Annotated in this window: 12 protein-coding genes; 6 read left to right on the top strand and 6 right to left on the bottom strand. The window is 62.8% G+C overall.

The features are described from left to right. The first annotated feature begins 39 nt into the window (after nucleotides 1-39). Nucleotides 40-756, top strand: a complete 717-nt coding sequence (locus ACL9RJ_RS30565) for an ArsR/SmtB family transcription factor (RefSeq protein WP_042934935.1) — start codon at nucleotides 40-42, stop codon at nucleotides 754-756. 133 nt (nucleotides 757-889) lie between these two features. Then, on the top strand, nucleotides 890-2,269 hold the full coding sequence (locus ACL9RJ_RS30560) for an MFS transporter (protein ID WP_017125143.1): 1,380 nt from the start codon (nucleotides 890-892) through the stop codon (nucleotides 2,267-2,269). A gap of 123 nt (nucleotides 2,270-2,392) precedes the next feature. On the opposite strand, the gene ACL9RJ_RS30555 is transcribed toward ACL9RJ_RS30560, so the two are convergent. Then, the gene (locus ACL9RJ_RS30555; RefSeq protein WP_017125144.1) at nucleotides 2,393-3,346 is read right to left on the bottom strand and encodes an adenosine deaminase; all 954 of its coding nucleotides are present in this window, start codon (nucleotides 3,344-3,346) and stop codon (nucleotides 2,393-2,395) included. A gap of 201 nt (nucleotides 3,347-3,547) precedes the next feature. On the opposite strand from ACL9RJ_RS30555, the gene ACL9RJ_RS30550 reads away from it, so the two are divergent. Then, a complete protein-coding gene (locus ACL9RJ_RS30550) occupies nucleotides 3,548-4,636 on the top strand; it encodes a calcium:proton antiporter (RefSeq protein WP_017125145.1) in 1,089 nt (362 codons plus the stop codon). A gap of 12 nt (nucleotides 4,637-4,648) precedes the next feature. Here ACL9RJ_RS30550 and ACL9RJ_RS30545 read toward each other — a convergent pair whose 3' ends face one another. Both ACL9RJ_RS30545 and ACL9RJ_RS30540 read right to left on the bottom strand, forming a co-directional pair. Next, nucleotides 4,649-5,332 carry an SDR family oxidoreductase gene (locus ACL9RJ_RS30545; RefSeq protein ID WP_177083227.1) on the bottom strand — a complete coding sequence of 228 codons (684 nt, stop codon included), beginning with the start codon at nucleotides 5,330-5,332 and terminating at the stop codon, nucleotides 4,649-4,651. Next, nucleotides 5,322-5,708, bottom strand: coding sequence for a MerR family transcriptional regulator (locus ACL9RJ_RS30540; protein ID WP_422765948.1), 387 nt, complete (start codon nucleotides 5,706-5,708; stop codon nucleotides 5,322-5,324). Before ACL9RJ_RS30540 ends, ACL9RJ_RS30545 begins: the two co-directional genes overlap by 11 nt. Nucleotides 5,709-5,792: 84 nt before the next feature. Between ACL9RJ_RS30540 and ACL9RJ_RS30535 the strand changes: the two genes are divergently transcribed. Further along, on the top strand, nucleotides 5,793-6,221 hold the full coding sequence (locus ACL9RJ_RS30535; protein WP_042934937.1) for a hypothetical protein: 429 nt from the start codon (nucleotides 5,793-5,795) through the stop codon (nucleotides 6,219-6,221). Nucleotides 6,222-6,624: 403 nt separating this feature from the next. On the opposite strand, the gene ACL9RJ_RS30530 is transcribed toward ACL9RJ_RS30535, so the two are convergent. The 3 genes from ACL9RJ_RS30530 to ACL9RJ_RS30520 form a co-directional block, all read right to left on the bottom strand. Beyond that, complete coding sequence (locus ACL9RJ_RS30530) at nucleotides 6,625-7,206, bottom strand: IMPACT family protein (RefSeq protein ID WP_177118982.1); 582 nt, start codon at nucleotides 7,204-7,206, stop codon at nucleotides 6,625-6,627. 23 nt (nucleotides 7,207-7,229) lie between these two features. After that, nucleotides 7,230-7,880 carry a TetR/AcrR family transcriptional regulator gene (locus ACL9RJ_RS30525; RefSeq protein WP_017125151.1) on the bottom strand — a complete coding sequence of 217 codons (651 nt, stop codon included), beginning with the start codon at nucleotides 7,878-7,880 and terminating at the stop codon, nucleotides 7,230-7,232. Nucleotides 7,881-8,118: 238 nt separating this feature from the next. Then, nucleotides 8,119-9,039: a LysR family transcriptional regulator gene (locus tag ACL9RJ_RS30520; RefSeq protein ID WP_017125152.1), complete on the bottom strand. Its 921-nt coding sequence runs from the start codon at nucleotides 9,037-9,039 to the stop codon at nucleotides 8,119-8,121. A gap of 124 nt (nucleotides 9,040-9,163) precedes the next feature. On the opposite strand from ACL9RJ_RS30520, the gene ACL9RJ_RS30515 reads away from it, so the two are divergent. Then, on the top strand, nucleotides 9,164-10,513 hold the full coding sequence (locus ACL9RJ_RS30515; protein WP_017125153.1) for an aspartate aminotransferase family protein: 1,350 nt from the start codon (nucleotides 9,164-9,166) through the stop codon (nucleotides 10,511-10,513). A gap of 72 nt (nucleotides 10,514-10,585) precedes the next feature. After that, nucleotides 10,586-12,079: a CoA-acylating methylmalonate-semialdehyde dehydrogenase gene (locus ACL9RJ_RS30510; RefSeq protein ID WP_422765947.1), complete on the top strand. Its 1,494-nt coding sequence runs from the start codon at nucleotides 10,586-10,588 to the stop codon at nucleotides 12,077-12,079. Nucleotides 12,080-12,777 lie beyond the last annotated feature (698 nt).

The following is a 12,777-nucleotide window of genomic DNA, read 5'->3' as shown; positions in this document are numbered from 1 at the left end:
TTCGTGCGGTCGATCAATGTTTCAACAGGGAGTGAAGACATGGAATATGCACCTTGCATCAGTCAGATAGCCGCGTTGCTTGCAGACCCCAAGCGCAGCGCGATGATGTGGGCGTTGCTCGATGGCAGCGCACGGTCTGCCGATGAACTGGCCTTGCTGGCCGGCTTGTCCCTTTCATCGGCCAGTGCCCACCTGGCCCGCTTGAGCGGTGGCGGGCTGTTGCGGCTCGAGGCCCGTGGCCGCAAACGCTTCTTCCGTCTGGCGGCGCCGGAGATCGCCACGGCCGTGGAGGCCCTGGCAAGTGCCTCCCTGGCCAGCGCACCGCTGGCGGTACAACACTCGATCAAGCTGCCGGCCCCGGATGCCGCGGCGCTCAAGCGTGCCCGGCTGTGCCACGATCACCTGGGCGGGGAGCTGGCCTGCGAGTTGTATCAACGTCTGTTGCTGGCCGGCTGGATCGAACAGCACGAGCAGCGGGTCCGCGTGACCAGTGCCGGCGCCCAGCGTTTTGCCGAGCGCGGGCTGTATATCCAGGCGCTGGCCCACGGCAGCCGCGAGATGGTCTGTGTCTGCCACGATGTGCGCGAGCGCCGTCCGCACCTGGGCGGTGTCCTCGGGGCGGGGCTGTTGCAGCTGTTCCTGCAGTCGGGCTGGCTGGCGCCGATGGATGAGTCCAGGGCCTTGCGTCTCTCCCCCCTCGGAGAGCGGCAGATCGACAAGTTCGCCGCCATGGTCGAGCTCGAACTGGCCGGTTGACCCCACCCGCCGCGGTTGCCTGCGACAGGGACGCCGCAGGCGTCGCTCAGGGATGCGAACAGGTCGCACCGAGCAATAGCCCCATTCGGTGATACCGCACACTCGATCGAGCATTCGAATCGAGGGATATCCCATGGAAACTCAAGGCTACAGCGCGGCAGAACGTCTGGAACGGCTGCCCATCAGCGGCTATCACCGGTTGATCTTCATCATCATTGCCCTGGCCTTTTTCTTCGACTCCATGGACCTGGCCATGATGACCTTCCTGCTCGGCTCGATCAAAGCCGAGTTCGCCCTCAGCAGTGCCCAGGCCGGCCTGCTGGCCAGTTCGAGCTTTTTCGGCATGGTGCTGGGCGCCTCGCTGTCGGGCATGCTCGCCGACCGTTTCGGCCGCAAGCCGGTGTTCCAGTGGAGCATCGTACTGTGGGGGCTGGCCAGTTACCTGTGCTCCACGGCGCAGACGGTGGAGATGCTCACGCTGTTCCGCATTCTCCTGGGGATCGGCATGGGCATGGAGTTTCCGATTGCCCAGTCGATGCTCTCGGAACTGATCCCGGCCAAGCGCCGCGGACGCTATATCGCCCTGATGGATGGTTTCTGGCCGCTGGGTTTTGTCGCCGCCGGGGTGCTGTCGTACTTCCTGCTGCCGCTGGTGGGTTGGCGCGATATCTTCCTGGTCCTGGCGATCCCGGCGGTGTTTGTCCTGGCGATCCGCTTTTTCATTCCCGAGTCGCCGCGCTGGCTGGAGCAGGCCGGCCATCATGGCGCGGCGGACAAGGTGCTGTGCGGCATCGAGGATCGGGTCCGCGCCTCGCTCAAGCGCGCCGCCCTGCCGATGCCGGTACGCCTGCCACGCAGCGTGGACCGTCCGCCGAGCTTTTTCTCGGCCTTCCGCCAGTTGTGGTCGCCGCTGTACCGCCAGCGCACGATGATGATCTGGAGCGTCTGGTTCTTTGCCTTGCTGGGTTTCTACGGCCTCACGTCCTGGCTGAGCGCCTTGCTGCAGCAGTCGGGATTCGCAGTGACCCAGTCGGTGTACTACACGGTGCTGATTTCCCTCGGCGGTATCCCGGGGTTCCTGGTGGCGGCCTGGCTGGTCGAGCTATGGGGACGCAAGCCGGTGTGCATCGTCACTCTGCTCGGCGGCGGGGTGATGGCGTTCCTCTACGGCCAGAGTGCGGTCTTCGGCGGGAACGTGAGCCTGCTGATCGTTTCGGGCTTGCTGATGCAGTTCTTTCTGTTTGGCATGTGGGCCGTGCTCTACACCTATACCCCGGAGCTCTATCCGACCTCGGCGCGGGCCACGGGCTCGGGGTTCGCCTCGGCCATCGGCCGGGTCGGCTCGTTGCTCGGGCCGCTGGTGACGGGGCTGGTGTTCCCGGTGACCGGGCAGGGCGGGGTGTTTGCCCTCGGCGCCCTGTGCTTTGCGATCGCGGCAGCGGTGGTCTGGCGCTTCGGCATGGAGACCCGGGGCAAGACGCTGGAGGAGTTGAGCGAAGGGGTGCCGGGCTGATCTCAGGGCCAGGCCTTATTGGCAGGAACGGAGCTTGCCGGCGAAGAGGCCCTTGGGGCCGCCAAAAGCTTCGCGGGCAAGCACCGCTCCCACAGGCCGCAGGGCTCTCCACCGGCCGCAGGGCTAGGGCTTGACCAGGCGCGCATCCAGACTGTTCTGCGCCAGGCGTCGGGCCTGGTCCTGGGTCATGCCCAGGTGGGTGTGCAGCGCATGGAAGTTCTCGGTGACATAACCGCCGAAGTACGCCGGGTCATCCGAGTTCACCGTCACCTTCACTCCACGTTCGAGCATCTCGAGGATGTTGTGTTGGGACATGTGGTCGAACACGCAGAGCTTGGTGTTCGACAGCGGGCAGACGGTCAGCGGAATCTGCTCGTCGATGATCCGCTGCATCAGCCGTTCATCTTCGATGGCCCGCACGCCGTGGTCGATCCGCTGGATCTTCAGCAGGTCGAGGGCTTCCCAGATGTATTCCGGTGGACCTTCCTCGCCGGCGTGGGCGACGGTCAGGAAACCTTCGTGGCGCGCCCGGTCGAAGACCCGCTGGAACTTGCTCGGCGGGTGGCCCATCTCCGAGCTGTCCAGCCCGACCGCGACAAACGCATCGCGAAACGGCAGCGCCTGGTCGAGGGTTTTCTGTGCTTCGTCTTCGCTCAGGTGACGCAGGAAGCTGAGGATCAGGCCGCTGCTGACACCCAGTTGCTGCTCGCCGTCCTTCAGGGCCGCGGCGATGCCGTTGAGCACCACTTCGAAAGGGATGCCGCGGTCGGTATGGGTCTGCGGATCGAAGAAGGGTTCGGTGTGGATCACGTTCTGCGCCTTGCAGCGCAGCAGGTAGGCCCAGGTCAGGTCATAGAAGTCCTGGGACGTGCGCAGCACATCGGCGCCCTGGTAGTACAGGTCGAGGAATTCCTGCAGGTTGTTGAAAGCGTAGGCCTGGCGCAGGGTATCGACGTCGTTCCAGGGCAGGGCGATCTTGTTGCGCTCGGCGAGGGCGAACAGCAACTCCGGCTCCAGCGAGCCTTCCAGGTGCAGGTGCAATTCGGCCTTGGGCAGGGCGTTGAGCCAGTCGTACATAGGTTTTTCTCATCAGGTGCAGATGACCGGCATTCTACAGATGACGGCCGAAGTATTGGCTAAAACCTGACCGGACGGTTCAAAGCCCCCACACTTCCTGCCGGGACGATGCCTCCCGACCCCGACCAACGCTGCGCTAAGGTGTAACGAAACGTTGGCGGCTCGCCGCAGTCTGTAAGCCATCCCCCTTGAGGTCGTGCGATGCTCACTCTGTTGCGAGAAGAAAGATTCCTGTTGCTGGCCGTGGTCATGGCGGCGGTCGCCTTCCCGCTGGAACACTGGCTGTTGCACAGCGGGCAGGGTGTCGCGCTGGTCGCCGGGCTGGTGTTGATCGGGGCGATCGTCTGCGCCTCGATGCGCGTCGCCCACCATGCCGAGCTGCTGGCAGAGAAGGTCGGCGATCCCTACGGCACGATGATCCTGACCTTGTCGGCGGTGCTGGTGGAAGTGGTGATCCTGGCGATCATGATGAGTAACGAGGCTTCGCCGACCCTGGTGCGCGACACCATCTATTCGGCGGTGATGCTCGATATCAACGGCATCCTCGGCCTGGCGGCGCTGATGGGCGGGATCAAGCATGGCGAGCAGTCCTACAACGATGATTCGGCCCGCAGCTACAGTGTGATGATCCTCACCGCGATGGGCGTGTCCATGGTGGTGCCGGAATTCATTCCCGAGGCGGACTGGAAGCTCTACTCGGCCTTCACCATCGGCGCGATGGTGTTGCTGTACACCTTGTTCCTGCGCATGCAGGTCGGTCCCCACAGCTATTTCTTCAGCTACAGCTATCCGGAAAAGAAGCGCAAGAATCCCAGCCAGGTGGAGACGCCGCCGGTCAACCTGGGGCAATCCATCGCCACCCTGGTGTTTGGTATCGTGGTGATCGGCGCACTGGCCGAGGTGATGTCCAAGACCCTCGACCTGGGCCTGGAGCACACCGGCGCACCCCCGGTGGTCACGGCGATCCTGGTGGCGGCGATTTCCGCCGCACCGGAAATCCTCACAGCCCTGCGCGCGGCCCTGGCCAATCGCATGCAGTCGGTGGTCAACGTGGCGCTGGGGGCGTCGTTGTCGACGGTGATCCTGACCGTGCCGGTGATGGAGGCCATGGCGCTCTACACCGGCCAGCCGTTCCAGATGGCGATGACACCGGTGCAGACCGTGATGGTGCTGATCACCCTGATTGTCAGTGCGATCAACCTCAACGACGGTGAAACCAACGCCATCGAGGGCATGACCCACTTCGTGCTGTTCGCCACCTTTATCATGCTCTCGCTGCTGGGGCTCTAGGCCCCGCGCCGCTTACCAGGGAATGGTCTCGCCCTTGTAGTTGATGAAGTGATGCCCACCCTTGCCGGCAAAGGCGTTCACCTGATCGACCAGGCCGCGGGTGCTGGTGGCGACATCGATGTCCGCGCCTTCACCGCCCATGTCGGTTTTCACCCAGCCCGGATGCATCGACAGCACGGTAAAGGCCGGGGCCTCGATTTCGCTCAGGAAACTGTTGGTCATGGAGTTCAGCGCTGCCTTGCTCGCCTTGTAGAACGCCAGCTCCGGCGCATCCGGCACGGTCACGCTGCCCAGGCCCGAACTCATGAAGGCGATCACCCCGTAACCCGGACGGATCTGACCGACAAAACGCTGGGCCAGGGCCACGGGGGCGATGGCGTTGGTCATGAACAGCTGGCCGATTTCCGCCAGCGAGGCATTGCCCGGTTTCTGGTCAGCCGGGCCCTTGACGCCGGCATTGACGAACAGCAGGTCGAAGACCTGGCCATCCAGGCGCTGGGCGAGGGCGGCAACCGCCGACTGGTCGTCCATATCCAGGGTTTCGATCTGCACGTTGCCGACAGCTTTCAGTGCATCGGCCTTGTGCACATCGCGCACGGTGGCGGTGACATTCCAGCCGTCGGCCAGCAGTTGTTGCACCAGGCCCAGGCCGAGGCCCCGGGAGGCACCGATGATCAATGCGTTCTTATCGCTCATGAGCGGATTCCTTGTGAAGTGAAGACTGGGTTCTCAGAGGACAACTCTGTTGCAGGCGATGCTGCAACTCCTTGCGCAACTCGCCGAGTTCGGCGATGCGCGTCTCGATCAGGTTCAGTTTGTCCTGCAGCAGTTGCGTGACCGCGTTGTCCGGGTCGGGCGCGCTCCATAGGGCGGCGACGCTGTTGCCGATCTCGCCGAGGCTGAAGCCCAGGCGCTGGGCGGTCTTGATATACAGCACCAGTTGCAGCATCTCGGGAGCGTAGTCGCGATATCCGTTGGCGCTGCGCCGGGCGACGATCAGTCCGCGCTGTTCGTAGAAGCGCAGGGTATCGCGGCTGACAGCACTGGCCTGGGCCAATTCACCGATGCGCATGGGACGGGCTCTCCGAGGGCTTGACCCTGGAGCATACTCCAGGCTTCAGACTTTGTGCTCCTTGTCCGAATCCGGAGTTGCAGCATGTGGAGCACAACACACTATCGTCGATTGGTCCGGGCCAGCGCCTGGTACGACCTGATCGTCACCGCCGCGTTTGTCACCCCCTGGAGTTTTCTCGCGTTGCACGCCGTGCTGCGGGGGGTTAGCCAGGCATTGGGCCTGCCGGGGGAGCTGCCGCCCTTCGAGCCTGTGCATATGTTGATGGCCAATCTGCTGGGCTCGATCGTCTGTGTCTGGGCGGTACTGCGCATCCGTGATCCGCAACCGCTCTTCGGTCGTTACGACGCCGTGGGCCGGCTGCTGTTCGCGACCTGGCAGGCCTATGCGCTGAGCCAGGGGGCGAGCGCGATCATCGCGGTGTTCCTGTTCTTCGAAATCGCCTGGGGGATCGCGCAACTGTTGCCGCTAAAGGAAGGGGTGTCATCCGTACGGCTCGACGCAAGGCATTGAATCGCTGCGACGCTCACCCAGGGGCTGCGATGCGCAGCGTTTCCTTGATCAAAAAACAACCAATCGTTCACAAGCTCGACCAGACCGGCAACCGGGACACCCTTGCACTGGTTATCCACAGGTTGCTCCACAGTATTTGTGTGCAAGCACAAAACTTGGGCATAAGCGCCGGGCAGCTATTTCCCAAACGCGATAAACCCGGCTAAGCCGTTGTTTTCAGAAAGTTTCGGTGGTTGCGGGGAATAATTGGACGAAAATTGATCAGTGCCCGCAAAGCCACGTTGCAGAAGGGTTACAGGCGGATGTGCTCAGGTTATCCACAGTCGGGTGCACAGTCATTGTGGGCAAAAGCCCACGTTGCCGGTCGCCGCCATCCCGCGGCTGTGGACAACTCGGCGGCGGTTTATCGTTGCAGGAGGATGCGTCCGCGACTGAGGTCGGCCAGCTGGCGTTGCAGGGTGTCGATATGACGTTCGCCAAGGGCCAGTTGCAGCTCCACGCCGTTGGCGGTGAATTGCTCCTCGACCACCAGGCCGCCGGCTTCGGCGACCCGCAGCTTGACCAGCGCCAGTTCACTGAAGCCACAGGCACAACTGAGCGGCACCCGGCTGATCAGCTCGATGCGTTCGGCATTCTGCAGGCACTTGTTGGCGCCGCCGCCATAAGCACGGGCCAGTCCGCCGGTGCCCAGCTGGATGCCGCCGTACCAGCGGATCACCAGCACCGCCACCTGGTCGTAGTCCTGGGCCTCGATGGCGGCGAGGATCGGCCGTCCCGCCGTGCCGCCTGGCTCGCCGTCATCGCTGCTGCGGTATTGATCGGCGAGTTTCCAGGCCCAGCAATTGTGGGTGGCATCCAGGTCGCTGTGCTGCTCGATAAAGGCCTGGGCCTCGGCGACGCTGGTGATCGGGGCGGCGAGGGTGATAAAGCGGCTTTTGCGAATTTCTTCGCGATATTCGCAAGGGCCGGCAAGGGTAAAGGGCATACGGGATCGGCTTTGAGTGAGGGTCAGAGCGGCGGCGTTAGGCCACAGCCCTTGAGAATGATACGGATCAGGTTGTTGCCGGCTTCTTCCATATCCTGCTTGGTCAGGCGCGTGCGGCCGGTGACGCGGCAGATCTGGGTGGCGAAGTCGGCATAATGCTGGGTGCTTCCCCAGAGCAGGAAGATCAGGTGCACCGGGTCCACCGGGTCCATCTTGCCGGCGTCGATCCAGGCCTGGAACACATCGGCCCGGCCCTGGAACCAGGCGCGATAGTCCTGGCTGAAATATTCGCTCAGGCATTCGCCGCCGCTGATGATCTCCATGGCGAAGATTCGCGAAGCCTGTGGCTGGCGGCGGGAGAATTCCATCTTGGCGCGGATGTAGCGCGTCAGGGCCTGCGCCGGATCGTCCTCGGCCGTCAGGTGGTTGAAGGTGCTGTCCCACAATTCGAGGATGTTGCTCAGCACCGCGACATACAACCCCAACTTGTTGGTGAAGTAATAATGCAGGTTGGCCTTGGGCAGCCCGGCATTCTGCGCGATGGTGTTCATGCTGGTGCCCTTGAAACCATGACGGGCGAATTCGTCTTCGGCGGCCTTGATGATCGCCTCTTCGTTTTTCTGGCGAATGCGGCTGGCGGGTTTTCCGACGTGGGCAGGGACTTCAACGGTCATAGGCAGTTCCGGACTGATCTGTGGGTGCAACCTGTGCACAGATAACTTACCCACAGGAATCAGACAAGCCTTACTGCCATATAAAGCTTCGATGGGGTTCCATCCTGTCGCTTTCGAGGGCGTGATTTGCGTCAGACGCCAAACCCCGTGGAGGCGGAGCCTTTTGTGGCCTCAAGGGACTCTTCGTCGCCGTGCCGCCCGGAACAAGCCCGCTCCCACAGATCTGGCAAACGCCTGTTCAGCGCGTCGCCGCCAGGTTCTCCAGGAAGCTTTCCAGCACTAGGTGGGGACGCCGGCCTTTGCGCGTGACCGAGGCCAGGCTGAGGTCATAGAAACGGCTGCTGGCCTTCAGCGCACGTAGCCGGCCCTGTTGTACCCAGAGACTGGCGTAGTGATCCGGCAGGTAGCCGATGTAGCGGCCGGTGAGGATCAGGAAGGCCATACCCTCGCGGTCCGACGCGCTGGCGGTGCAGTTGAGCGCCTGGTAGTGGGCCTGGATATCGGCCGGCAGGCGGAAGGTCGGGGCAATCGCGTCCTGGTGGTTGAGGCGTTCATCCTCCAGCTGTCGGTCATCGACATAAAACAGCGGATGCCCCACCGCGCAGTAGAGCAGCGAGCGCTCGCTGTACAAGGGCTGGTATTCCAGTCCGGAGAGGGCGCTGGCCTGGGGCACCACGCCGACATGCAGGCGACCGTCGAGTACGCCCTGTTCCACCTCGTTGGGGGCGATCATGCGGATCTGGATCTGCACGTCCGGCCCGCGCTCCTTTAGCTGGGCCAGGGCATGGGTGATGCGCATGTGGGGCAGGGTGACCAGGTTGTCGGTCAGGCCGATGATCAGTTCGCCACGCAGGTGCCGGTGCAGGCCGTTGACCTCGGTACGGAAGCTCTCCAGCGCACTCAACAGTTGCAAGGCCGATTGGTAGACCTCGCGTCCTTCCTCGGTCAGCGAGAAACCGGCGCGCCCGCGCTGGCACAGGCGCAGGCCGAGGCGTTGTTCCAGGTCGCTCATCTGCTGGCTGATGGCCGAGCGACCGATGCCGAGCACGGTTTCCGCCGCGGAAAATCCCCCGCATTCCACCACGCTGCGAAAGATCCGCAACAGACGGATATCGAAGTCGCTGACTTGCGCCAGGGGATCGGGGCGACGGCTGCTCATGGTTTAGTCTGCCATTAACTGAAGGTTAGAAAAGTTGCATTTCACCGACTTTATCGCCGTGGCAATTTAGTCGCAAGAACGCTTTTAACGCCCACGCCGCTTAACGCCTTGCGAGGTTTCGCTCATGAACATGCCTGAAAACGCTCCGTCGTCCCTGGCCAGCCAGCTCAAGCTCGATGCCCACTGGATGCCGTACACCGCCAACCGCAACTTCCAGCGTGACCCACGCCTGATTGTCGCGGCCGAAGGCAGCTGGCTGATCGATGACAAGGGACGCAAGGTCTATGACTCGCTGTCGGGCCTGTGGACCTGCGGCGCCGGGCACACCCGCAAGGAAATCCAGGAAGCGGTGGCCAAGCAACTGGGCACCCTCGACTACTCGCCAGGCTTCCAGTACGGCCACCCGCTGTCGTTCCAGCTCGCGGAAAAAATCACCGCGCTGACGCCGGGCAACCTGAACCACGTGTTCTTCACCGACTCCGGTTCCGAGTGTGCCGACACCGCGGTGAAGATGGTCCGCGCCTACTGGCGCCTGAAAGGCCAGGCGACCAAGACCAAGATGATCGGTCGTGCCCGTGGTTACCACGGGGTGAACATCGCCGGCACCAGCCTCGGCGGCGTGAACGGCAACCGCAAGCTGTTCGGTCAGGCGATGATGGATGTCGACCACCTGCCGCACACCCTGCTGGCGAGCAATGCCTTCTCCCGTGGCATGCCGGAGCAGGGCGGTATCGCCCTGGCCGATGAACTGCTCAAGCTGATCGAACTGCATGACGCGTCGAATATCGCCGCGGTGTTCGTCGAGCCGATGGCCGGTTCCGCCGGTGTGCTGGTACCGCCACAGGGTTACCTCAAGCGCCTGCGGGAAATCTGCGACCAGCACAATATCCTGCTGGTGTTCGACGAAGTGATCACCGGTTTCGGGCGTACCGGCTCGATGTTCGGTGCCGACAGCTTCGGTGTGACCCCGGACCTGATGTGTATCGCCAAGCAGGTCACCAACGGCGCCATCCCGATGGGCGCGGTGATCGCCAGCAGCGAGATCTACCAGACCTTCATGAACCAGCCGACGCCCGAGTACGCGGTGGAATTCCCCCACGGCTACACCTACTCGGCCCACCCGGTGGCCTGCGCGGCCGGCCTGGCGGCACTCGATCTGTTGCAGAAGGAGAACCTGGTGCAGAGCGTGGCGGAAATCGCACCGCATTTCGAGAACGCCCTGCATGGCCTCAAGGGCAGCAAGAACGTGATCGATATCCGCAACTACGGCCTGGCCGGGGCGATCCAGATCGCCGGTCGCGACGGCGATGCCATCGTGCGTCCGTTCGAGGCCGGCATGGCCCTGTGGAAAGCCGGGTTCTACGTGCGCTTCGGCGGCGACACCCTGCAGTTCGGCCCGACCTTCAACAGCAAGCCGCAAGACCTCGATCGTCTGTTCGACGCGGTCGGCGAAGTGCTGAACAAGCTCGACTGATCCTTCTCTATAGAAAAGCTGCTTTTGCGGGAGCGAACCGTCGCTCCCGTCGACCCTGTCCAGGAGCCCGTAATGAGCGCAATCCAACATTTGATCGACGGCCAGCTGGTCAGCGATTCCGGTCGCACCGCCGCGGTATACAACCCATCGACCGGCGAGGTCATCCATCAGGTGCCGCTGGCGGATCGCGAGACCATCCAGCAAGCCATCGACTCGGCCAAGGCGGCATTCCCGGCCTGGCGCAACACACCACCGGCCAAACGCGCCCAGGTGATGTTCCGCTTCAAGCAACTGCTGGAGCAGAACGAGGCGCGTATCGCCCAGCTGATCAGCGAAGAACACGGCAAGACCCTGGAAGACGCCGCCGGCGAACTGAAGCGCGGAATTGAAAACGTCGAATACGCCTGCGCCGCTCCGGAAGTGCTGAAGGGCGAGTACAGCCGTAACGTCGGTCCGAATATCGATGCCTGGTCGGACTTCCAGCCGCTGGGCGTGGTGGCGGGTATCACCCCGTTCAACTTCCCGGCCATGGTGCCGCTGTGGATGTATCCGCTGGCGATCGTCTGCGGCAACTGCTTTATCCTCAAGCCGTCCGAGCGTGATCCGAGCTCGACCCTGCTGATCGCCCAGCTGCTGCAGGAGGCCGGCCTGCCCAAGGGCGTGCTGAACGTGGTGCACGGTGACAAGACGGCGGTGGATGCGCTGATCGAAGCGCCGGAAGTCAAGGCGCTGAGTTTTGTCGGTTCGACGCCGATCGCCGAATACATCTATGCCGAAGGGACCAAACGCGGCAAGCGCGTGCAGGCCCTGGGTGGCGCGAAGAACCATGCGGTGCTGATGCCGGATGCGGATCTGGACAATGCCGTCAGCGCACTGATGGGCGCTGCCTACGGTTCCTGTGGCGAGCGTTGCATGGCGATCTCCGTGGCCGTCTGCGTGGGCGACCAGGTGGCGGATGCCCTGGTGGCCAAGCTGGTACCGCAGATCAAGGCGTTGAAGATCGGTGCCGGTACTTCGTGCGGCCTGGACATGGGCCCTCTCGTCACCGCGGCTGCGCGCGACAAGGTGGTCGGCTATATCGACGAGGGCCTGGCCGCCGGTGCCGAGCTGGTCGTGGATGGCCGTGGCTACAGCGTTGCCGGTCATGAAAGCGGCTACTTCGTCGGTGGCACCTTGTTCGACCGTGTGACTACGCAGATGCGCATCTATAAGGAAGAGATCTTCGGGCCGGTGCTGTGCATCGTCCGGGTCGACAGCCTGGAAGCGGCCATGCAACTGATCAACGATCATGAGTACGGTAACGGCACCTGCATCTTTACCCGCGATGGTGAAGCGGCGCGCCTGTTCTGCGACGAGATCGAAGTCGGCATGGTCGGGGTCAACGTCCCGTTGCCGGTGCCGGTGGCCTATCACAGCTTTGGCGGCTGGAAGCGTTCGCTGTTTGGCGACCTGCATGCCTACGGTCCGGATGGCGTGCGTTTCTATACCCGTCGCAAGGCCATTACCCAGCGCTGGCCGCAACGCGCCAGCCACGAAGCCTCGCAGTTCGCGTTCCCGAGCTTGTGATGTAGGCGTTTGCCAGCGATGAGGCCTGCAAGGCTTGCCGGCCTCATCGCTGGCAAGCCAGCTCCCACAGGTATGTCGTCACCCACCCATTTTGTGTACGGCACGAAACCGTAGGAGCCGGCTTGCTGGCGATGGCGTCCTTTTGGACGCTGCAAGGCTTGCTGGCCCTATCGCTGGCAAGCCAGCTCCCACAGGTATGTCGTTGCCCACCCATTTTGGGTGCAACACCCAAACTGTAGGAGCCGGCTTGCTGGCGATGGCGTCATCTTGGGCGCTACAAGGCTTGCGGGCCTCATCGCTGGCAAGCCAGCTCCTACAGGGAGCGTGTTCTGCGCTGTTTCTGACCCTTGTGACAGAAAGATGAAATTAACCCTTGACGGCAGATTCCATGGGCCTATAATTCGCCCCACTTCCGGCGCAGTCGAAACGGAAAACTCCTTGAGATTCAACGAGTTAAGTAAGTTTCGACAGGTGCTGGCTTCAGTTCATCGAAGCCCGGAAGCGCTGTAAAAGAGGTGTTGACAGCAGCGTGTAACGCTGTAGAATTCGCCTCCCGCTGACGAGAGATCGAAAGCGCAAGTGGTTGAAGTTGAACGGGAAATCGTGAAAACTTCTGAAAATAATCACTTGACAGCAAATGAGGCTGCTGTAGAATGCGCGCCTCGGTTCAGCGAACAGCTCAACCAACCGCTCTTTAA

This window comes from Pseudomonas sp. Mn2068 (assembly GCF_049319725.1).
GTDB classification, from domain to species: Bacteria; Pseudomonadota; Gammaproteobacteria; order Pseudomonadales; family Pseudomonadaceae; genus Aquipseudomonas; species Aquipseudomonas gingeri.
This window is presented reverse-complemented; position numbering and strand designations above follow the sequence as displayed.